We start from the raw sequence: 20,211 nt of genomic DNA, 5'->3' as shown, positions 1-20,211 counted from the left end.
TGGCGCGGGCCCGGCCCCCTCAGCCGGTCCAGGCCCAGTCGGCGACCTCGGGAAGATCGGTGCCGTGCTCGCGGATCCAGATGTCGTGGCGGGAGCGGGCGTCGGCCATCCTCTGGCGCAGGGCGGCGGCGCGCACGCCGAGGCCGGGGACGCGGTCGATGACGTCCATGACGAGCCGGTAGCGGTCCATGTCGTTGCGGACGACCATGTCGAAGGGGGTCGTGGTGGTGCCCATCTCCTTGTAGCCGCGCACGTGGAGGTTCGCGTGGCCGGTGCGGCGGTAGGCGAGCCGGTGGATGAGCCAGGGGTAGCCGTGGTACGCGAAGATCACCGGCTTGTCGGTGGTGAACAGTCCGTCGTACTCGAAGTCGCTCATGCCGTGCGGGTGTTCCTCGCGCGGCAGCAGCCGGGTCATGTCGACGACGTTGACGACCCGGACGGCGAGCTCGGGCAGATGGCGGCGCAGCAGGTCGGCGGCGGCCAGGATCTCCTGGGTGGGGACGTCGCCCGCGCAGGCGAGGACGACGTCGGGCTCCCGGTCGCCGTCGGCCGTTCCCGCCCAGTCCCAGATGCCGGCGCCGCGGGCGCAGTGGGCGCGGGCCTGGTCCATGGACAGCCAGTCGAAGCAGGGCTGTTTGCCGGCGACGACGACGTTCACGTAGTCGCGGCTGCGCAGGGCGTGGTCCATCACGGACAGCAGGGTGTTGGCGTCCGGCGGGAGGTACACGCGCACGACCTCGGGGCTCTTGTTGAGGACGTGGTCGACGAAGCCGGGGTCCTGGTGCGAGAAGCCGTTGTGGTCCTGGCGCCAGACGTGCGAGGTGAGCAGGTAGTTGAGGGAGGCGATCGGGGCGCGCCAGGGCAGTGCGCGCGAGGTCCGCAGCCATTTGATGTGCTGGTTGACCATGGAGTCGACGATGTGCACGAACGCCTCGTAGCAGGAGAACAGCCCGTGCCGGCCGGTGAGGAGGTAGCCCTCCAGCCAGCCCTGGCAGGTGTGCTCGGAGAGGATCTCCAGCACCCGGCCGTGCCGGTCGAGGTGTTCGTCGACGGGCAGGGTCGCCGCCTGCCAGGCCTTGCCGCTGGCGCCGTAGACGGCGTCGAGGCGGTTGGAGGCGGTCTCGTCGGGGCCTACCAGCCTGAAGTCGCGGCGCTCCGAGGTCTGGCGCATGACGTGTTCGAGGAGGTCGCCGAGGACCCGGGTCGGTTCGTGCAGGGCGGCTCCGGGCTTGTCGACGGGGACGGCGAAGCGGTCCAGGGGCGGGAGCGGCAGATCGCGCAGCAGGAGGCCGCCGTTGGCGTGCGGGGTGGCGCCGAGGCGCCGGGAGCCCTCGGGCACGCAGGCCAGTACGTCGGCGGCCGGCCGGCCCTGGGCGTCGAAGAGTTCCTCGGGGCGGTAGGAGCGCAGCCAGGTCTCCAACTGTCGCAGGTGTTCGCGGTTCTCGCGGACCGAGGCGAGGGGGACCTGGTGGGCGCGCCAGGTTCCTTCGACGGGCTCGCCGTCGACCTCCGCGGGGCCGGTCCAGCCCTTGGGGGTGCGCAGGACGATCATCGGCCAGTGGACGCGCTCGCCGACGCCCTGCTCGCGGGCGGTCTGCTGCATGACGGCGATGCGGTCGAGGGCGTCGTCCATCGCGGCGGCCATGGCCCGGTGCACCTGGGCGGGGTCGTCGCCGGTGACGTGGACGGGTTCGTGGCCGTATCCGCGCAGCAGTTCGTCGAGTTCGGCCTCGGGGAGGCGGGAGAGCACGGTCGGGTTGGCGATCTTGTAGCCGTTGAGGTGCAGGATCGGCAGGACGGCGCCGTCGTGGACCGGGTCGAGGAACTTGTTGGAGTGCCAGGACGCGGCGAGCGGTCCCGTCTCCGCCTCGCCGTCGCCGATCACGCAGGCGACCAGCAGCCCGGGGTTGTCGAAGGCGGCTCCGTAGGCGTGGGCGAGGGAGTAGCCGAGTTCGCCGCCCTCGTGGATGGAGCCGGGCGTCTCGGGAGCGACATGGCTGGGGACTCCGCCGGGGAAGGAGAACTGCCGGAACAGTTTCTCCATGCCCTCCAGGTCCCGGGGCACAGAGGGGTACGTCTGGCTGTACGTGCCCTCCAGCCAGGAGTTCGCCAGCACGGCGGGGCCGCCGTGCCCGGGGCCCCAGACGCACAGCGCGTCCAGTCCGCGTGCCTTGATCACCCGGTTGAGGTGGGTGTGGACCAGGTTGAGGCCGGGTGAGGTGCCCCAGTGGCCGAGCAGGCGGGGCTTGATGTGCGCGGGAGTCAGGGGCTCGGTGAGCAGCGGGTTGGCCAGCAGATAGATCTGGCCCACGGCAAGGTAGTTGGCCGCCCGCCAGTGGGCGTCCAGCGTGCGCAGTTCGTCGTCGGTCAGTACCGTGCTGTCCTGGTGTTCGGCCTTGGGCATGGTGACTCCGTAGGTCATCGGGGTGGGGCGACGAGGCGGGTCATCGCGGCGCCTCACGGGAGGCGTCGTCCGGCGGAGGAGGCGGCATGGCCGGCGGGAAGACGGCGAAGGTGCCGCTCGCGGCGTACGAGCGGGAGCTGCTGCGTCTGCAGACGGAGCTGGTGAAGCTCCAGGAGTGGGTGCGGACCGAGGGTGCCCGTGTGGTGGTGGTCTTCGAGGGCCGGGACGCGGCGGGCAAGGGCGGCACGATCAAGCGGGTGGCGGAGCATCTGAACCCGCGTGTCGCGCGGATCGCGGCGCTGCCCAAGCCGACCGAGCGCGAGCGCACCCAGTGGTACTTCCAGCGGTACGTGGAGCATCTGCCGGCCGCCGGGGAGATCGTGCTGTTCGACCGGAGCTGGTACAACCGCGCCGGGGTCGAGCACGTCATGGGTTTCTGCACGAAGGAGGAGCATCAGCTCTTCCTGCGGCAGTGCCCGATCTTCGAGCGGATGCTGGTCGAGGCGGGTGTGCTGCTGCGCAAGTACTGGTTCTCGGTGAGCGACGCGGAGCAGCAGAAGCGGTTCCGGCGCCGGCTGAAGGACCCCACGCGGCGCTGGAAGCTGTCCCCCATGGATCTGGAGTCGATCACGCGCTGGGAGGCGTACTCCCGGGCGAAGGACGAGATGCTGGTGCACACGGACATCATCGAGGCGCCGTGGTTCGTGGTCGAGAGCGACGACAAGCGCCGCGCCCGGCTGAACATGATCGCCCATCTGCTGTCCACCGTCCCGTATCGCGAGGTCCCGCCGCCGGTGCTGGAGCTGCCCGAGCGGCCTCCGTCGACGGGCTACGTGCGCCCGCCGCGTGATCTGCAGACGTTCGTCCCGGACCACGCGGCGAGCCTCTGAGACGTTCGGGCGAGGAGGTCAGCCCGCTTCGCCGAAGTCGAACACGATGCGGGCCTGGACCCGGCCGTGCAGGACCTCGTCCATGGACTCGTTGACCGACGCGAGGGGCCGGGATTCGCGGATGACCCGGGTCCGGCCCGCGGCGTGCAGTTCGAACACCTCGGCCAGGTCCTGCCGGGTGCCGACGATGGAGCCGATCACCGAGGTGCCGTTGAGCACGGTCTCGAAGATCGGGACCTGGATCGTGCCGTGCGCCGGCATCGCCACCATGACGAGCTTCCCGCCGCGCCGCAGTCCGGTGTACACCGCGGCGAAGGCCTCCTCGTTGACCGCGAGCGCGAGCGCGGCGTGGGCTCCGCCGCTGCGCCGCAGCACCTCGCCCGGGTCCTCCTTGCGGGCGTCGATGACGATGTCGGCGCCGAGTTCCGCGGCGAGTTCGAGCTTGTCGTCGGTGACGTCGACGGCCGCCACGGTCGCTCCGGCGATCTTCGCGTACTGCAGGGCCAGATGGCCCAGTCCGCCCACCCCGGAGATGGCGACGAGCTGGCTGGGCCGGACGTCGGCGACCTTCAGGGCCTTGTACGTGGTGACGCCGGCGCAGGTGAGCGGGGCGGCGTCGAGCGGGGAGATGCCCTCGGGCACGGGCTGGGCGAAGTCGGCCCAGGCGAGCATCTTCTCGGCGTAGCCGCCGTCGTATCCGTAGCCGGTGTTGAGCTGCTGCTCGCACAGGGTCTCCCAGCCGGAGAGGCAGTGCTCGCAGCGTCCGCACGCCTTGCCGAGCCAGGGCACGGCCACCCGCTGCCCCACCGTGAGATGGGTGACGCCGTCGCCGAGCGCCTCGACCAGGCCGACGCCCTCGTGGCCGGGGACGAACGGCGGGCTCGGCTTGACCGGCCAGTCGCCGTTGGCCGCGTGGATGTCGGTGTGGCAGAGCCCGGAGGCCTCCAGCCGGACCCGGACCTGGCCGGGTCCGGGTTCGGGATCGGGGCGCTCCTCGATGACCAGCGGCTCACCGAACGCTCGTACGACTGCTGCTTTCATCAGGTGTCTCTCCTTGCGCGATCGGACCGCGAGCGGCGGCGGGCCCGGGTGCGGCCCGTGCCGGTCACGGGTGCGGCACGACGGCCACGGGGGCGGTGGAGTGATGGAGCACGGCGTGCGTGACGGGCCCGATGTGGGCGCCGAGCGCGGCATGGCGGATCCTGCGGCCCACGACGACGAGCGAGGCCTCCCGGGAGGCGTCCACGAGGTGGTTGGCCGGCTTGCCCGACAGGGAGTCCTCGATGATCTCGACGGCCGGGTACTTCTCGCGCCAGGTCCGCAGGGCGACCGTCATGGAGGCCGCGTCCTCGGCGGCCAGCCGGGTGCTCATCTTCAGGTCCGGCGGCAGCCCGTAGGCGATGTAGGGCGGTTCGTTCCAGGAGTGCACGACCCTGAGCGCGGTGTCGCGCACGAGCGCGGCCTCGAAGGCGAAGCCGATCAGCGCGTCGTCCGGGGCGCCGGTGTCGAGGCCGAGCACGACGGGCCGGAAGGGGGCGGCGGCGGAGGGGATGCCCGCCGGGTCCTGCACGTGCTCGTCGGCGGCCTGTTCGCCGGCCCGTACGAACACCACGGGCCGTTCGGCGTGGGCCGCGACGGCCAGCCCGACGGAGCCCACCATGAAGCCGCCCGCGCCGCTGAGCCCGCGGGTGCCGAGGACCAGGAGTTCGGCGTCGTCCACGGCCTTCATCAGCGCCTCGGCGGGCCGGCCGGTGAGCTGCTCCGTGGTGACCTCGACGCCCGGGTGGCGTGCCCGCACCCCTTCGGCGGCTTCGCGCGGGATCCGCTCGCTCCAGTGCTGGTGGGTCTCCGCTCCGAGCAGCGGAGCCTGGGCCACGGGGTCCGGGGCCGCTTCCCAGACGTTGACCAGTCGGACCGGCAGGCCGCGCAGTCGCGCTTCGCGGGCGGCCCATTCGGCTGCGGCGAGACTCTCGGGAGAACCGTCGAGGCCCACGGTGACGGTGCGGGGCATGATGTCCACCTCCTGAATCGGGGGCCCGGTGGGGCTCCGATTCCAGGGTCGTGTCGAGGGATCGGACGGGGCAGGGGCCGCAGGTCCCCGATCCGGGCCGTTCGGCCCATGCGGGCCCGGGCCGCGCGGTCGCGCTCCGGACGAGGTGATGGTCGACGCCCCTCGTGGCGGTGCGGTCGGCGCCCGGTCCGGCGACGGAGGGCGGCACCGGGTGCGTCGGTGGGAGACCTCGTGCACGGCCGTGTGGCGATCCCTTCGAGGATACCGAGGATGCCGGGCCGCCGCCCGGCCTCGATCACCGTCCGCGCGACGATCGATCACCGTCCCGGCGGCGAGGGTCGGTCCGGGTGCTCGCGACGACCGGTCGGGGTCCTGGCGGCCGTCGATCGGGGTCCTCGCGGCCGTCGGCCGGCGTCCGCGCGGCGATCCGCCCGGGTCCGCCCGGGTCCGCCCGGGTCCGCGCGGCGATCCGCCGGGCCGTCAGGCTTCCGCGAGCGCGGCCCTGGTCCGTTCGAGACGGGCGCGTTCCGGCGCGCTGCCGGTGAGCCGGATGGCGGCGTCGTACGCCCGCAGGGCCTCGGCGTCGCGTCCCAGCCGGCGCAGCAGCTCGGCCCGTACGGCGTGGAAGGCGTGGTACCCCTCCAGGTCCAGCTCCTCCACGAGGGCGAGGGCGCGCTCCGGTCCCTCGGTCTCGGCCACGGCGACGGCACGGTTGAGGGCCACGACCGGGCTGGGCGCGAGCGCCATGAGCTGGTCGTACAGCGTCAGGATCTGGCCCCAGTCCGTCGCGGCGGCGGTCGGCGCGTCGCTGTGGACGGCGTTGACCGCGGCCTGGATCTGGTACGGCCCCGGCCGGGCCCGGCGCAGACAGCGGCGCACGAGGGCCTGGCCCTCGGTGATCAGGTCCCGGTCCCACAGGTTCCGGTCCTGTTCGGCCAGGAGGACCAGGTCACCGTCAGCCGTCGTGCGGGCGGGCCGCCGGGCCTCGACGAGCAGCATCAGCGCGAGCAGGCCGAGCGCCTCGGGTTCGTCCGGCATGAGTTCGACGAGGAGGCGGCCGAGCCGCAGGGCCTCGGCGCAGAGGTCCGCGCGGCCCCCGTACCCCTCGTTGAAGACGAGGTAGACGACGGCCAGGACGCCCCTGACGCGGTCGGGCAGGTCCGCGTCGCGCGGGACGCGGTAGGGGATGCCCGCGTCCCGGATCTTGGCCTTGGCGCGGACGATCCGCTGGGCCATGGTGGGTTCGGGGACGAGGAAGGCCCGCGCGATCTGCGCGGTGGTCAGACCGCCGAGCAGCCGCAGGGTGAGGGCCACCTGAGCCTGGGGGGCCAGCGCGGGATGGCAGCAGGTGAAGATCAGACGGAGCCGGTCGTCACGCACGGGGCCCTCCTCCACGGGTTCGTCCGGGGTCCGCAGCCGGGCGGCCTCGGCCTGCCGGGCGGCGCGGGTGGACTCGCGGCGCAGCCGGTCGACGGCGCGGTTGCGGGCCGTCGTGATGATCCAGCCGGCCGGGCTCGGGGGTACGCCGGTCTCCGGCCACTTCGCCATGGCCGTGGCGAACGCGTCCTGGACCGCCTCCTCGGCGAGGTCGATGTCGCCGAGGAAGCGGATCAGGACGGCGACCGCCCGGCCGTACTCGGCGCGGAAGACGGCCTCGACGTCGTCGGCGCCGACGGGCATCAGTCCTCGGTCTCGTGCGTGAACGGGCGCACCTCGATCGGCAGGGTCGTGGCCAGGGTCGCCTTGCGTCCCCATGTCAGCGCCGCGTCCAGGTCGGGCGCCTTGATCAGGCAGATCCCGCCCAGATACTCCTTGCTCTCCACGTACGGCCCGTCGGTGACCAGGACGTCACCGTCCCGGGCCCGCAGCACGGTGGCGCTGTCCGGCCCGTGCAGTCCCCCGGCGAACACCCAGGCGCCGGCCTCGCGCAGCTCCGTGTGGAACACCTCCAGCTTGTGCATGATCTCTTCCAGGACCTCCGGCGCGGGCGGCTCGCCCTGCGGCTGCATCACGCTCAGCAGGTAGTACTTCATGATGTGTTCTCCTCGGTGGTCCCACTCGGTGTCTTTCCCTCTACACGAACGGGAGGGCGCCGGATCGACACACGCCACGCCGACAGCGGGAGATTTCCTCGATGACCGTCCCACCGCATCCGCTCGTCGCCGCGGCCCGGGACCTTGCGTCCCGGGTGCTGGCACCGCTGGCCGAGGAGGTGGACCTGAACGGTGTGCCCGCGAGCAGCATCGAGGCCGTGAAGCGGTCGGGGCTGCTCGGGATCGCCGCGCCCGTCGCGGACGGCGGCTCGGCGGCGCCCGCCCCGGTGGTCCGCGAGAGCGCGGAGATCCTGGCCGGGGCGTGCTGCTCGACGTGGTTCGTGCAGACCCAGCACCACACGCCGGTGGCGACCCTGGCGAAGAGCGGTCTTCCGGTACGGGAGCGTCTGCTCGGTCCGCTCGCGCGCGGTGAGCTGCTCTCCGGGGTGGCGTACGCCCAGTTGCGGGCCTATCCGCGCGTCCCGGTGCGGGTGACCCGCGAGCGCGGCGGCTGGCGCTTCGACGGGACGGTCCCGTGGTACACCGGCTGGGGGCTGAACGACGTCATGCTGCTGGCCGGGGTGACCGCCGACGACGAGGCGCTGTTCGCGTTCACCGAGGCGCGCGAACAGCGGGGACTGCGTCCCTCCCCGCCGATGCGGCTCGCCGCGCTCACCGCGTCCCGGACGGTCTCGCTGGAGCTGGACGGGCTGTGGCTGCCCGACGACGCGGTGGCGCTGCGCACTCCGTACGAGTCCTGGGCGGTCACCGACCGGCCCAAGAACACCAATGCCTCACCGGCCGTCTTCGGGATCACCGCGACGGCGATCGGCCTGCTGGAGGACGATCCCTCGGCGAAGGACACGGCGGCCGCGCTGCGGACGCGTCTCGACGAGGTCCGGCGGCGGGCGTACGAGCTCGCCGACCACCCGGTGCCGACGGAGCGGATCGAGGAGCGGCTGGAGTGCAAGACACGGGCGTACGACGTGATGCGGGCGGCCACGACGGCGGCGGTCGTGGCCGGGGGCGGGCGGGCGATGGATCTGCGCAGCCCGGCCCAACGGCTCGCGCGTGAGGGGATGTTCCTGCTCGTGCAGGGGCAGACGGCCCAGGTGCGCGCCGCGCACCTGGGGTCGCTGGGTTCGCCCGGGCGGAACGGTCCGCTCAGCCGCTGAACGGCACCTGCGCCACCGGTGCGGGCGGGGCCGCGAACGGATGCCGCCACAGTCCGCGCGCGGTGAGCCGGGGCAGGACGCCTTCGCCGAACCAGTAGGCCTCCTCCAGGTGCGGGTAGCCGGAGAGCACGAACTCGTCGATGCCGAGGGCGTGATACTCCCCGATCCGGTCGGCGACCTCCTCGTGGCTGCCGACCAGAGCGGTGCCCGCTCCGCCGCGCACCAGTCCGATGCCGGCCCACAGGTTGGGGTGGATCTCCAGTCCGTCCCGGCCGCCGCCGTGCAGCGCGAGCATCCGCCGCTGGCCCTCGGACTCGCTGCGGGCGAGCCCCTCCTGCACGGAGCGGACCGTCGCCGGGTCGAAGCCGTCGAGGAGCCGGCGGGCCTCCGCCCAGGCCTGCTCGGCGGTGTCGCGGGTGATGACGTGCAGGCGGATGCCGAACCGTACGGTCCGGCCCTCCTTCGCCGCGAGCCCGCGGATCCAGGCGATCTTCTCGGCGACCTGGGCGGGCGGTTCGCCCCAGGTGAGGTAGACGTCCGCGTGGCGGGCGGCGACCTCGCCCGCGACGGGTGAGGAGCCGCCGAAGTAGATCTCGGGGACCGGGTCGGGGACCCGGGCGAGCCGGGCGTCCTCGACCCGGAGGTGCTCGCCGGAGAGGTCGACGGTCCCGCCGTCCCACAAGTCCCGGACGATCTCCAGGAATTCGCCGGTACGGCGGTAGCGGGCGTCCTTGTCGAGGAAGTCGCCGTACGCGCGCTGCTCGTGGCTCTCGCCGCCCGTGACCACGTTGAGCAGGAGCCGTCCGCCGGTCTGCCGCTGGAAGGTGGAGGCCATCTGCGCGGCGAGCGTGGGCGAGACGAAGCCCGGCCGGAAGGCCACGAGGAACTTCAGCCGCTCCGTACGCTGGCTGACCATCGCGGTCGTCAGCCACGCGTCCTCGCACCAGGCGCCCGTGGGGGTGAGGGCACCGACGAACCCCAGGTCCTCGGCGGCGCGGGCGATCTGGCTCAGATAGGCGACCGTCGGCGGCCGGTCCCGCCCCGTCGCGGTGGCGGGGGTGCCGTGCCCGCCGCCGACGACGTCGCGGCTGTCGCCGTTGGTGGGCAGGAACCAGTGGAAGGTGAGGGACACGGCGGCGTTCTCCGATCGTTTGGACCTGCGGGGTCCGGGCGGGGCCGGCGTCGGCCGGGGCCGGCCGCCGGGAGATCTCGGCCGGGGGCGTCAGCCCGTCGCGGCGAGCAGGGGCGTGCGGCCGAGGGCTGCGGAGAACTGGTCCACCACCTGGGCCAGTGCCTCGGCGCTGCCCGGCGCCACGGTGACGCTGCCGTCCTGGCCCGTGACGATGTCCTTGTCGAGGGTGAACCAGCCCTGCACGATGTGGGCCGCTCCCATGGAGTTGAGGACCGGGCGGAGTGCGTAGTCCAGGGCGAGCACATGGGCCGTGCTGCCGCCGGTCACCAGGGGCAGCACGGTCTTCCCGGTCAGGGCGTACTGCGGGAGCAGGTCGAGCAGGGCCTTCAGGACGCCGGAGTAGGCGGCCTTGTAGACGGGGGTGCCGATGACCACTCCGTCGGCGCGGGCGAACAGTTCGGTCGCCTCGACTATGGCCGGGTGCTGGAAGTCCGCGCCGAGCAACGCCTCCGCGGGGATCGTGCGGACGTCGAGGGGGATCACCTCGTGGCCGTGCGCGGCGAGCCGGGTGTCGAGGTGACGCAGGAGCTTGGCGGTGCGGGAGGAGACCGAGGGGCTGCCGGATACGGACAGGACGGTGGCCATGAGTCCTCTTTCGTGGACGGGTTCCGGTGGACGGGTTCCGGGTGGGTGCCGTGAGCGGGCTCGCGGGTGGATTCCGTGTCCCGGGTTCCGGGTGAGTGGGCGTGACCGGCGTTCCGGGGCAGGCGGACCGCCGGCCGGCGGTGAGCGAACGGGGACGACGGGCCAGGCTCGCACTCCACGCGCGCGGCCCGCTGGAAAGGCGCCTGAGTCCTGACGGACTCCCGCCCCCGAGCGTCGGTCGGGCCTCCGGGCGCCGCACGGACCGCGGCGCGGTCTGCGGGGCCCGGCGGTTCGGGACGCGTCGAGGCTCGGGAACTCAGCCCGGATCAGAGGGAGTTCGGGCGCCGGAGCAGGAGCCGGGGAGGAGGGAACACACCGGACCACGGCCGGAGGAAGTCACCGTGGGCGGACGGACCCGCGCGAAGGAGACCCGGAGTCGGGGGTCGTCAGACTTCGCGGCGACAGAAAGCGCTGCAGACACGCGCGAGGTCGACGTGGCGTCGCCGCGTGAGGTCCAGTCGCATCGTCATGCGGAGATCGTCGCAGCCCAGGGCGAGGGCAGTCAAGGAACGGCGGTCCGGTCTCGTATCCCGGACGGTGAAGTGCACCGGCGCTCCCCGGACATGGGCCGGGCCACCCTCGCCCCGGCGGCGGGCGTGAGCCGCGCTCGCCGGTGCGCTCCTCGCCGTTCCGGGTTCTCAGCCGCGTACCGGCATGATCCCGTGCCTCCGGCGCGGCTTGGGGGCGTCCAGCATCGTGACGCCGTTGTAGCGGCGGCCCCGCGCGAAGAGCACCGGAGCGGCGACGAACGTGACGAAGACCGAGACGACGCTGACGGGGAACAAGGTCGGGAGCGACTGCCCCTCGGGGAGCGTGCGGCCGCCCTCGTGGACGGCGTAGCCCGCCGCCGCGAGGAGGACGATGACGCTCAGCGCGGCCAGGACCAGCAGGACGGCCCCGGTCCGGCGCGTACGGGCCTCGGTGCGGACCTCGGCCAGCAGGGAGGCGTCGCAGACCGGGCAGATCAGTTCCACGCTCTGTTTGCCGGACGCCGGCCGGCGCACCCGGTACAGGCTGTCCTTCCAGGTGATCCTGCGCGTCCGGGTGAGGAACCCGGTCGTCCTGTCGCTGAGGATGTGGCGCACCGCGACTTCCACCGTGCCAGGTATGGGTCGGTTCATGTCCCGTCAGCCCCCCGTTCGCGCGCGTCCCGGTCCGGACGTGCGGCCACCACAGTGTCGGATTCGCGGTGGCGGAGATCAACAGCCCTCGGCAGGCTTTGCCCCGACTATGCCTTCCGGGTGAACGAGCCTCCGGTGAGCGGGAGTTGCCGCGGACGCAGCCGGATCGGCGGGCCGAGGACACCCGCCTGACGTCACGTCGGGGACCGCAGGGCCCGCTCGCCTTCGTACGCTTGAACCGGTGTTTGCCGGGCAAGCGGATTCCACGGGACTCGTCGCTCCGGGTCCGACGTCCGAGCTGGAGGTGTCTGCCGCCATGGGCACAAAGGTGCTGGAACGATTTCCCGCCGGCGCTCCGCGTGGGTCCTGGACCGCGGAGGAGTACGCCGCCCGACGCCGGACCGAGGGTCTGAAGGCGACGGTCGTGATGGACCTGACCTCGGACGCCTTCCTCGTGGTCGTGCCGGCCGGCGACGAGGACTGAGCTGGACAACGACCGACGGTGCCCCCGCGCGAACCGCGCGGGGGCACCGTCGTCGAAGCTGAACCGATGGAATCGGCCGGGCCGCCACAGCCCGTCGGGCCGGACCCGGCCCGTTCCCACCCGGTCCCTCACACCCCGACGGGCTCGTCCCCTCGGGCCCCGGGCGCGGGCGTCGGCTCGGGAGCGTCATCGGGCTCGCGGCTCAGCGCCCCGGGCCACCATGCCCGGCGGCCGATGTCGCGGACCAGGGCGGGCACCAGCAGGGAGCGGACGACCAAGGTGTCGAGCAGGACGCCGAACGCGACGATGAAGGCGATCTGCACCAGGAAGGCCAGCGGGATCACCGACAGCGCGGCGAAGGTCGCGGCCAGCACCACGCCCGCCGAGGTGATCACCCCGCCGGTGGCGACGAGGCCGCGCAGCACACCCTGGCGCACCCCGTGGCGCAACGACTCCTCGCGGACCCGGGACATCAGGAAGATGTTGTAGTCGACGCCGAGGGCCACCAGGAACACGAAGCCGTACAGCGGCACGGAGGCGTCGGTGCCCGTGAAGCCGAACCCGTGCCGGAACACCAGCGCCGAGATGCCCAGCGTGGCGACGAAGTTGAGCGCCACCGTGGCCACCAGGAGCACCGGCATGAGCAGCGAGCGGAGCAGGACGGTCAGTATCACCAGGATGATCGCGAGGACCACCGGCACGATGAGCGCGCGGTCGCGTTCGGCGGTCTGCCGGGTGTCGTACTGCTGGGCCGCGTAGCCCCCGACGAGCGCGTCGGCGCCCGGCACGGCGTGCACCGCCGTGCGCAGCCGGGCGACCGTGGCCTTGGCCGCGTCGCTGTCCGCGGCCGACCGCAGCGTGACGTCGACACGGACCCGGCCGTCGACGATCCGGGGCGCTCCCCCGCCGGGCCGCCCGGACTCCGTCACCGCGGCGGCCGACGCGACACCGTCCGTCGCGCGCGCCGCGGAGGTGACCCGGTCGACGCGGTCGGCGTTCGCGATGATCACGGCGGGGTTGCCCGAACCGCCGGGGAAGTGCCGCCCGAGGGTCGCCTGCGCGGCGACCGAGGGCGCGTCGTTGACGAAGGTCTCGGCGAGCGGGATGCCCTTCGCGGTGAGGGTGGGAGCGAAGGCCGCGCAGACCAGGAGCCCGGCCAGGGCCGTCGCCCAGACCTTGCGGGGCGCGCGGTCGACCAGCGCCGCGACCCGGTTCCAGATGCCGTCGCCGGTGCTCACCCCGGCCGCCGGACGGGGCTTGGCGGGCCAGTAGGCGGCGCGGCCGAGGAGCACCAGGACGGCGGGCAGGAAGGTGAGCGAACTCAGCGCGGCGCAGGCCACGCCGATGGCGCCCACGGGACCGAGCGACCGGTTGTTCGTCAGATCGCTGAGCAGCAGCGCCAGCAGCCCGAGGGCCACGGTTCCCGCGCTCGCGACGATCGCGCCCCAGGACTGCCGCAGTGCCGCCCGGACCGCGGTGAACCGGTCCGCGCTCTGGGCCAGTTCCTCACGGAAGCGGGCACTGAACAGGAGCGCGTAGTCGGTCGCGGCGCCGATCACGAGGATCGAGAGGATGCCCTGCACCTGGCCGTCGACGCGTACGACGTCGTGGTCGGCGAGGACGTAGACGACGGCGCAGGCCAGGCCGAGCGCGAACACCGAGCCGAGGATGATGAGGAAGGGCAGCAGCACACTGCGGTAGACGAGCAGCAGGATCACTAGGACGGTCGCCAGGGCCACCCCGAGGAGCAGTCCGTCGATCCCGGCGAAAGCTCCCCCGAGGTCGGCCTGGCTGGCCGCGGGTCCGGCGATCCACGCGGTCGTACCGGGGACGCCGTCGGCGGCGGTACGGATCCGGTCGACGGCGTCGGGAAGCCGCTTGCCGAGGTCGGGCCGGAGCTGGACGACACCCTCCAGCGCCTTGCCGTCGTCCGAGGGCAGGGCCGGGGACGGCCGGCCGACCACGCCGGGGGTGCCGGCGAGGGCGGCGAGCGCGCGGGTCGCGGCGGACTGCCGGGCCGTGGCCGTGGCGGCGTCGCCGTCCACGGTCCACACGACGATCGCGGGCAGCGTCCCGTCCCGCTGGAAGGCGCGCTGCTGCGCGACCACCTTCGTGGACTCGGCGCTGCGCGGCAGGAACGCGGCCTGGTCGTTGGTGGAGACCTCGCCGAGCCGGCCGGCGTAGGGGCCGAGGGTGCCTCCGATGCCGAGCCAGGCGACGAGCAGGACGACGGGGATCAGCCACAGGGCTCGTCGCGGGGTGAGGGACATCGCTCTCCAGATTTCGCCGTCAGGTGTCTCGATGAATGACAATCTCAATCATTGAGATATCTCGCGGCCAGATCGTAGACCATGCCCGTGCTTCCGGCCCCGGGGGCCGTTCGGATGCGGCGCATCGCCGCCGGACGCGTGCGTCCGGAGGCGGCCTCAGCGGCCGGGTGAGCGTACGGCCGAGAGCTGTTCGTTCATCGCCGCCAGGAAGCGGAGGACCACGGCCAGCTCGTCCTCGCTGAAACCGGACCGCACGCTCGCCGTGACGTCGGCGAGCGGCCGGAAGTGGGCGCGTGCGGCGGACCTGGCGTCGGGATCGTAGTGAAGGTGGACCACCCTGCGGTCGGGGCTCTCCCGGACGCGCCGGATGTGACCCGCGCGTTCGAGCCGGTCCAGACACGCGGTGACCGCACCCGAGGTGAGTCCGAGGTGCTCGCGCAGCCGGCCGGGGGTGAGCGGCTCGGGGGCGTCCAGGATCGCCGCGAGCGCCAGGACGTCCGTCGCGTGCAGACCGTGCTCACCGGCGAAGCCGTGGACCAGCCGGTTGATCTCGCCGTTGAGCCGGCGCAGCTCGACCGCGAAGGAGTGAAGATCCGTCGCCCCGGCCCGGCTCCGGCCCGTGTCGGGTTCCGGATCGTCCGTCCGGTCGTCACGGTCGTCTCGTCTGGCCACGTGATCAGCCTATAGAAGTCCCGACGCCTCCCCCGTTCGGGCGTCCGGCACCCGGCGGCCGCCCCGTCCGGCGCATCCGCGGGCGGTGCCCGCGTGGAAGGGATCAGGGAGCGAGGCGGTCCCCGAGGGGGGCCCGGGCGGCTACCGACGGAGGACCCATGAGCGACGAGGAGACCGGCACCGGCCCCAGGTGTCTGGTGACCGGTGCCACCGGCTACATCGGCGGACGGCTGGTGCCCGAACTGCTGGCCGAGGGGTACCGGGTGCGCTGTCTGGCCCGCTCACCGGCCAAGCTGCGCGACTATCCCTGGGCGGGCGAGGCGGAGGTGGTGCGCGGCGACGTCACGGACGCCGACTCGGTCGCCGACGCGATGCGCGGCTGCGAGGTCGCGTACTACCTCGTGCACGCGCTCGGTACGGGCCACGACTTCGAGGAGACGGACCGCAGGGCGGCCCGGATCTTCGGCGAACAGGCCCGTGCGGCGGGCGTCCGGCGCATCGTCTACCTGGGCGGCCTCACGCCCGCGGGCGTTCCGGAGGCGGAGCTTTCGCCGCACCTGAGGTCCCGGGCCGAGGTGGGGCGCATCCTGCTGGCGTCGGGCGTGCCGACCACCGTGCTGCGCGCCGCGGTCATCATCGGCTCCGGCTCGGCCTCCTTCGAGATGCTGCGCTATCTCACCGAGCGGCTGCCGGTGATGGTGACACCGAGCTGGGTGCACACCCGCATCCAGCCGATGGGCGTACGCGACGTCCTGCGCACCCTGGTCGGCTGTGCCGGGATGCCCGCGGAGGTCAACCGGGCCTTCGACATCGGCGGTCCCGACGTCCTCACGTACCTGGAGATGATGCGGCGGTACGCGGTCGTCGCGGGGCTGCCGCGCAGGCTGATCTTCCCGGTGCCGGTCCTCACGCCCCGGCTGTCCAGCCACTGGGTCGGACTGGTCACGCCGGTGCCCGCGTCGATCGCGCGCCCGCTCACGGAGTCGCTGCGCCACGAGGTCGTGTGCCGCGAGCACGACATCGCCCGGTACGTTCCCGATCCCCCGGGGCGGCCGATCGGCTTCGACGCCGCGGTGACCCTGGCGCTCCAGCGGGTCCGCGACGCCCAGGTGACGACCCGGTGGTCGTCCGCGTCGTATCCCGGGACGGCCAGCGATCCGCTGCCCACCGACCCCGACTGGGCGGGCGGCAGCCTCTACACGGACGAACGCGAACTGACCGTGGACGCCTCGCCGAAGAACCTGTGGCGGGTGATCGAGGGCATCGGCGGCGACAACGGCTGGTACTCCTTCCCGCTGGCGTGGGCGGTGCGCGGCTGGATGGACCGGATGGTCGGCGGGGTGGGGCTGCGGCGCGGGCGCCGGGACGCCAGCCGGCTGCGGGTGGGCGACTCCCTGGACTTCTGGCGGGTGGAGGAGATCGAGCCGGGCCGGCTGCTGCGGCTTCGGGCCGAGATGAGACTGCCCGGGCTCGCCTGGCTGGAGATGTACGCCGACGCGACGGACGGCGGACGCACGCGCTACCGGCAGCGGGCCCTGTTCCACCCGCACGGGCTGCTGGGGCACGTGTACTGGTGGAGCGTGTCGCCGTTCCACGCCGTGGTGTTCGGCGGCATGGCCCGGAACATCGCCCGGGCCGCCAGGGACACCCCCGAGGACGCGGCCGCCCCGGCACTCGTCCCCTGACCCACGCGGCCGCGCCTGTCGCCGGACCCGTCGTCGGGAGGGGTGGGCGCGGCTTCACGGGAACCGCGCGGAGCGCATCCGCGGCGGTCCCCCGGGCCGAAGCAGACGACGTCGTCACCCCGCCGAGCACCACCCCGGAGCCACCCCATGACCGTCTCGATCGTGCTGTTCACCTCCGACCTGCGCCTGCACGACCATCCGCCGCTGCGGGCCGCCCTCGACGGTTCGGACGCGGTGGTGCCCCTCTTCGTCCGCGACGACGCCGTCGCGGACGCCGGGTTCACCGCCCCCAACCGGATGGCGTTCCTCGCCGACTGCCTGACGGACCTGGACGCCGGGCTCCGCGACCGCGGCGGGCGTCTGGTGGTGCGCTCCGGCGACGTGGCGGCCGAGGTGGCCAAGGCGGCCGCCGAGAGCGACGCCGAAGCGGTGCACATCGCGGCGGGGGTCAGCGCGTACGCGCATCGCAGGGAGGAGCGGCTGCGCGCCGCGCTGGAGGCGGACGGACGCCGTCTGCACGTCCACGACGCGGTGGTCACCGCGCTCGCTCCTGGCGCCGTGACCCCGGCGGCCTCCGACCACTTCGCCGTCTTCACGCCGTACCACCGGCAGTGGGCGCGGCAGCCGTTGCGGGACCCGCTCCCGGCTCCCCGGACCGTCCGGGTGCCGGACGGCGTCGGTTCCGAGGCGGTCCCCTCCGGCTCGGACCTCTCCGGAGTGTCCGAGGGGCTGGCCCGGGGCGGCGAGACGGAGGCGAGGACGCTGCTGACGGCCTGGCTGCGCGACGGGATCGCGGCGTACGAGGACCGCCACGACGACCTGCCCGGCGACGCGACCTCCCGGCTCTCCCCCCATCTGCACTTCGGCACGCTGTCGGCGGCCGAGCTGGTGCACCGGGCGCGCGGCGCGGGCGGTCCGGGTGCCGAGGCGTTCGTCCGGCAGGTCGCCTGGCGCGACTTCCACCACCAGGTCCTGGCCGCGCGGCCCGAGGCGTCCACCGCCGACTACCGCTCCCGGCACGACCGTTGGCGCTCGGAGGCCGAGGCGAGGGACGACATCGAGGCGTGGCGGGAGGGCCGGACCGGCTATCCGGTGGTGGACGCGGCGATGCGGCAACTGCGCCACGAGGGCTGGATGCACAACCGGGGGCGCCTGCTCACGGCGAGCTTCCTGGTCAAGACGCTCTACGTGGACTGGCGGGTCGGGGCCCGCCACTTCCTGGACCTGCTCGTGGACGGCGATGTCGCCAACAACCAGCTCAACTGGCAGTGGATGGCGGGGACGGGCACCGACAGCCGGCCCAACCGCGTCCTGAATCCGCTGACCCAGGCCAGGCGTTACGACCCGGACGGGGTATATGTCCGGCGCTGGGTGCCCGAGTTGGACGGGATCGCCGGGCATGCCGTGCACGAACCGTGGAAGCTCCAGGGGCTGGACCGGGCCGCGTGCGACTACCCGGACCCGATCGTCGACCTGTCCGAGGGGCTGGCCCGCTTCAAGAAGGCCCGTGGCCTGGACTGACGGCAACGCCGGGCCGGGTGCGGGAACGAGCGGATCCGAATATAAACTGCCGAGGATTTTACCTGTTGTAGAGATTCCTCATCGGTGCGCCGCCGTACTGATGGTCGTCCGAACCACTCGTACCGGATCCGTGCGCACCGGATCCATCGCGCGGCCACCCCGGAGCCGACAGCCCCGGAAGCGCCGCACCCGCCCCCAGGAGGCTGTTCAATGCGCATTACACGGAACGTGGGAACCCTCTTCGTGACCGGTGCGTTGACGCTGACCCTGGCCGCCCTCGCCTATCCGGCCATGCTCGGGATCCAGACCACGTCCGCCGCGCCGGTCCGCGTCATCGCCAATCCGTCCTCGGGGCCGCTGACCGAGGCCGACCGCGACTTCGTCGTCAAGGTGCGCGCGGCGGGACTGTGGGAGTACCCGGTCGGGCAACTGGCCCTGCAGAAGGGGACGACCCCGGCGGTCCGCACGGCGGGTGAGCACCTGATCTCGGGCCACGCCGGCCTCGACGCCACGAGCCGCAAGGTCGCCAAGGAACTCGGCATCACACTGCCCAACAAGCCCTCCCCGCAGCAGCAGGGGTTCGTGGCGACCCTGAGCGGGGACTCCGGCACGAAGTTCGACACCGACTTCGCCAACATCCTGCGCGTCACGCACGGACAGATCTTCTCGACCGTGGCGAAGATCCGCGCCACGACGGAGAACACGCTCGTGCGGCAGCTCGCCGACCAGGCCAACGACACCGTCCTGGACCACATCACCGTGATGGAGAAGACCGGCCTGGTCAACTTCGACCAGGTGATCATCCAGGAGACCACCATCCCGAAGGTGCCCGCGGTGAACCTGACGCCTCCCCCGCCGCAGCCCGGCGAGCCGGAGGTCGTCCTGACGCCGCCGGCGGGCGGGGCGTCCCAGCCCGCGGGCGGGGCGTCGCTTCCCGCCGGAGGGGCCGCGCTGCCCTCGCCGACGCCGACCGTGGGCTGAACGACGAGGATCGTGTGAACTGCGGCCGCCCGAGCGAGAATTCGCGAGGGCGGCCGGCTTTTGCGGTCTCAGCCCTCGGCCAGGCTCACCAGCGAGGTGAGAGCCTCCCTGAGTCCCGGCGGCCGGAGCATGCCCGGTTCCGGGCGTCCGGCCCAGCCGGGGCCGCCGAGGAGAACGGCCGGTTGAGCGCGGGCGCCCTTGACCCCCCAGGTGGTGGACGCGATGTGCCGGGCCAGGGGGCGGTCGGCGGTGGAGCGGGTCTGCGACCACAGCACGACGGCGACCGGTCCCAGCCGTCGCACCGCCGCGGTCAGCGCCTCCGGAGGTACGGCGGGGCCGAACATCCGCGTGGGCAGGCCCTGTTCGACGAGCCCGGCGTGCAACGCCTCCAGCGGGAGGCAGTGTTGCTCGCCCGGCACGCAGGCCAGCACGATCGGTCCCGTGCCCGTGACCGGCGTCCTGGGCTCCGCCGGTCCCGAAGCCCGGTGCAGCACCCGGGAGATGTGCCACGACAGCAGGTGCTCGACCTCCACGTAGCGGTCCCCGGCGGACTCCCACTTGCGGCCCACCGCGTGCAGGGTCGGCACCATCACCTCCTCCCAGCCGACGACCACGCCGTGCCGCTCCACGAGGGCGGTCAACTGGTCGTCCACGGAAGGTGCGTCGAGACGCACGGCGGCGCGCGCGAGACCCTTGCACTCCTGCCGGGGGTCCCCCAGGGGCTCCGCTCCGGCCGCTCCCGCCGGGGGTTCCGGCCCCTCGGCCACGCTCACGCCCTCGGGCTCCAGGGGATCGGACCAGCCCTTCGCCGCCCTGGCGGCCTCGGCGGGCGGCACTCCGGCCGAGGTCAGCCGGCACATCTCCTCGAGCATGGCGACGTCCTGGGGTGTCCAGCGGCGATGCCGGCCGCCGGAACGGACCGCGGGGCCCATTCCGTACCTGCGGTCCCAGGAACGCAGCGTGGTGGGTGACACTCCCAGGCGGCGGGCCAGCGCACCGGTGGTGACACCGGCTTCGGCGGATCCCGCGCCCGGTTCCCGCCCCTGATCAGACCGGCCATCACCCATACGGCGACTATACGACGCAGAAACGATGCGAGTTGTCGCCTCTGTCCCACGGTTCACACA

The 20,211-nt window shown here is 73.1% G+C and carries 17 protein-coding genes; 6 read left to right on the top strand and 11 right to left on the bottom strand.

Features of this window, described 5'->3' with window-relative positions:
- Positions 1-19: 19 nt before the first annotated feature.
- A complete protein-coding gene (locus ACZ4TO_RS18495) occupies positions 20-2,404 on the bottom strand; it encodes a phosphoketolase family protein (RefSeq protein ID WP_468024741.1) in 2,385 nt (794 codons plus the stop codon).
- 86 nt (positions 2,405-2,490) lie between these two features.
- Here ACZ4TO_RS18495 and ppk2 point away from each other — a divergent pair, with 86 nt between their 5' ends.
- Positions 2,491-3,294: a polyphosphate kinase 2 gene (gene ppk2 / locus ACZ4TO_RS18490; protein WP_382794871.1), complete on the top strand. Its 804-nt coding sequence runs from the start codon at positions 2,491-2,493 to the stop codon at positions 3,292-3,294.
- A gap of 18 nt (positions 3,295-3,312) precedes the next feature.
- Here ppk2 and ACZ4TO_RS18485 read toward each other — a convergent pair whose 3' ends face one another.
- The 4 genes from ACZ4TO_RS18485 to ACZ4TO_RS18470 all read right to left on the bottom strand — a co-directional run bounded on the left by ACZ4TO_RS18485 (position 3,313) and on the right by ACZ4TO_RS18470 (position 7,338).
- Entirely contained in the window at positions 3,313-4,335 is a 1,023-nt protein-coding gene (locus tag ACZ4TO_RS18485) for a zinc-dependent alcohol dehydrogenase (protein ID WP_385045229.1), read from the bottom strand.
- A 64-nt stretch (positions 4,336-4,399) separates the two neighbouring features.
- Positions 4,400-5,305 carry a universal stress protein gene (locus tag ACZ4TO_RS18480; RefSeq protein WP_382794865.1) on the bottom strand — a complete coding sequence of 302 codons (906 nt, stop codon included), beginning with the start codon at positions 5,303-5,305 and terminating at the stop codon, positions 4,400-4,402.
- Between the two features lie 480 nt (positions 5,306-5,785).
- Positions 5,786-6,985, bottom strand: a complete 1,200-nt coding sequence (locus ACZ4TO_RS18475; protein WP_468024740.1) for an RNA polymerase sigma factor — start codon at positions 6,983-6,985, stop codon at positions 5,786-5,788.
- Complete coding sequence (locus ACZ4TO_RS18470; RefSeq protein ID WP_451075781.1) at positions 6,985-7,338, bottom strand: YciI family protein; 354 nt, start codon at positions 7,336-7,338, stop codon at positions 6,985-6,987. The genes ACZ4TO_RS18475 and ACZ4TO_RS18470 overlap by 1 nt, the downstream gene beginning before the upstream one ends.
- Before the next feature lie 101 nt (positions 7,339-7,439).
- Here ACZ4TO_RS18470 and ACZ4TO_RS18465 point away from each other — a divergent pair, with 101 nt between their 5' ends.
- Positions 7,440-8,513 carry an acyl-CoA dehydrogenase family protein gene (locus ACZ4TO_RS18465; protein ID WP_468024739.1) on the top strand — a complete coding sequence of 358 codons (1,074 nt, stop codon included), beginning with the start codon at positions 7,440-7,442 and terminating at the stop codon, positions 8,511-8,513.
- On the opposite strand, the gene ACZ4TO_RS18460 is transcribed toward ACZ4TO_RS18465, so the two are convergent.
- From ACZ4TO_RS18460 to ACZ4TO_RS18450, 3 genes are all read right to left on the bottom strand, one after another.
- On the bottom strand, positions 8,503-9,645 hold the full coding sequence (locus tag ACZ4TO_RS18460) for an LLM class flavin-dependent oxidoreductase (protein ID WP_468024738.1): 1,143 nt from the start codon (positions 9,643-9,645) through the stop codon (positions 8,503-8,505). The two genes, ACZ4TO_RS18465 and ACZ4TO_RS18460, sit on opposite strands and share 11 nt — an antisense overlap.
- A 90-nt stretch (positions 9,646-9,735) precedes the next feature.
- Entirely contained in the window at positions 9,736-10,290 is a 555-nt protein-coding gene (gene ssuE / locus ACZ4TO_RS18455) for an NADPH-dependent FMN reductase (RefSeq protein ID WP_382794851.1), read from the bottom strand.
- A gap of 698 nt (positions 10,291-10,988) precedes the next feature.
- Positions 10,989-11,471 carry a hypothetical protein gene (locus ACZ4TO_RS18450; RefSeq protein ID WP_468024737.1) on the bottom strand — a complete coding sequence of 161 codons (483 nt, stop codon included), beginning with the start codon at positions 11,469-11,471 and terminating at the stop codon, positions 10,989-10,991.
- Between the two features lie 316 nt (positions 11,472-11,787).
- On the opposite strand from ACZ4TO_RS18450, the gene ACZ4TO_RS18445 reads away from it, so the two are divergent.
- Positions 11,788-11,955, top strand: coding sequence for a hypothetical protein (locus ACZ4TO_RS18445; RefSeq protein WP_386976396.1), 168 nt, complete (start codon positions 11,788-11,790; stop codon positions 11,953-11,955).
- A gap of 128 nt (positions 11,956-12,083) precedes the next feature.
- Here the strand turns inward: ACZ4TO_RS18445 and ACZ4TO_RS18440 are convergent, their stop codons facing one another.
- Positions 12,084-14,225 (bottom strand): MMPL family transporter, encoded by a 2,142-nt coding sequence (locus ACZ4TO_RS18440; protein WP_468024736.1) that lies wholly within the window; start codon positions 14,223-14,225, stop codon positions 12,084-12,086.
- A gap of 156 nt (positions 14,226-14,381) precedes the next feature.
- Positions 14,382-14,897 (bottom strand): MarR family winged helix-turn-helix transcriptional regulator, encoded by a 516-nt coding sequence (locus ACZ4TO_RS18435; RefSeq protein WP_382794840.1) that lies wholly within the window; start codon positions 14,895-14,897, stop codon positions 14,382-14,384.
- Positions 14,898-15,055: 158 nt separating this feature from the next.
- On the opposite strand from ACZ4TO_RS18435, the gene ACZ4TO_RS18430 reads away from it, so the two are divergent.
- From ACZ4TO_RS18430 to ACZ4TO_RS18420, 3 genes are all read left to right on the top strand, one after another.
- Positions 15,056-16,582, top strand: a complete 1,527-nt coding sequence (locus ACZ4TO_RS18430; protein ID WP_382794837.1) for an SDR family oxidoreductase — start codon at positions 15,056-15,058, stop codon at positions 16,580-16,582.
- Positions 16,583-16,729: 147 nt separating this feature from the next.
- Entirely contained in the window at positions 16,730-18,103 is a 1,374-nt protein-coding gene (locus tag ACZ4TO_RS18425; RefSeq protein WP_468024735.1) for a cryptochrome/photolyase family protein, read from the top strand.
- A 210-nt stretch (positions 18,104-18,313) separates the two neighbouring features.
- Positions 18,314-19,084 carry a DUF4142 domain-containing protein gene (locus tag ACZ4TO_RS18420; RefSeq protein WP_468024734.1) on the top strand — a complete coding sequence of 257 codons (771 nt, stop codon included), beginning with the start codon at positions 18,314-18,316 and terminating at the stop codon, positions 19,082-19,084.
- Between the two features lie 68 nt (positions 19,085-19,152).
- On the opposite strand, the gene ACZ4TO_RS18415 is transcribed toward ACZ4TO_RS18420, so the two are convergent.
- Positions 19,153-20,151, bottom strand: coding sequence for a MerR family transcriptional regulator (locus ACZ4TO_RS18415; RefSeq protein WP_468024733.1), 999 nt, complete (start codon positions 20,149-20,151; stop codon positions 19,153-19,155).
- Positions 20,152-20,211 lie beyond the last annotated feature (60 nt).

This window comes from Streptomyces sp. NPDC028298 (assembly GCF_055565895.1).
This window is presented reverse-complemented; position numbering and strand designations above follow the sequence as displayed.

Bases quoted from the DNA above. Each gene is read 5' to 3' on its own strand.
- ACZ4TO_RS18445 (WP_386976396.1), top strand. From the start codon at position 11,788: ATGGGCACAAAGGTGCTGGAACGATTTCCCGCCGGCGCTCCGCGTGGG.
- ppk2 (WP_382794871.1), top strand. From the start codon at position 2,491: ATGGCCGGCGGGAAGACGGCGAAGGTGCCGCTCGCGGCGTACGAGCGG.
- ACZ4TO_RS18465 (WP_468024739.1), top strand. From the start codon at position 7,440: ATGACCGTCCCACCGCATCCGCTCGTCGCCGCGGCCCGGGACCTTGCG.
- ssuE (WP_382794851.1), bottom strand. From the start codon at position 10,290: ATGGCCACCGTCCTGTCCGTATCCGGCAGCCCCTCGGTCTCCTCCCGC.
- ACZ4TO_RS18440 (WP_468024736.1), bottom strand. From the start codon at position 14,225: ATGTCCCTCACCCCGCGACGAGCCCTGTGGCTGATCCCCGTCGTCCTG.
- ACZ4TO_RS18450 (WP_468024737.1), bottom strand. From the start codon at position 11,471: ATGAACCGACCCATACCTGGCACGGTGGAAGTCGCGGTGCGCCACATC.
- ACZ4TO_RS18485 (WP_385045229.1), bottom strand. From the start codon at position 4,335: ATGAAAGCAGCAGTCGTACGAGCGTTCGGTGAGCCGCTGGTCATCGAG.
- ACZ4TO_RS18420 (WP_468024734.1), top strand. From the start codon at position 18,314: ATGCGCATTACACGGAACGTGGGAACCCTCTTCGTGACCGGTGCGTTG.
- ACZ4TO_RS18430 (WP_382794837.1), top strand. From the start codon at position 15,056: ATGAGCGACGAGGAGACCGGCACCGGCCCCAGGTGTCTGGTGACCGGT.
- ACZ4TO_RS18495 (WP_468024741.1), bottom strand. From the start codon at position 2,404: ATGCCCAAGGCCGAACACCAGGACAGCACGGTACTGACCGACGACGAA.
- ACZ4TO_RS18480 (WP_382794865.1), bottom strand. From the start codon at position 5,305: ATGCCCCGCACCGTCACCGTGGGCCTCGACGGTTCTCCCGAGAGTCTC.
- ACZ4TO_RS18470 (WP_451075781.1), bottom strand. From the start codon at position 7,338: ATGAAGTACTACCTGCTGAGCGTGATGCAGCCGCAGGGCGAGCCGCCC.
- ACZ4TO_RS18475 (WP_468024740.1), bottom strand. From the start codon at position 6,985: ATGCCCGTCGGCGCCGACGACGTCGAGGCCGTCTTCCGCGCCGAGTAC.
- ACZ4TO_RS18425 (WP_468024735.1), top strand. From the start codon at position 16,730: ATGACCGTCTCGATCGTGCTGTTCACCTCCGACCTGCGCCTGCACGAC.
- ACZ4TO_RS18415 (WP_468024733.1), bottom strand. From the start codon at position 20,151: ATGGGTGATGGCCGGTCTGATCAGGGGCGGGAACCGGGCGCGGGATCC.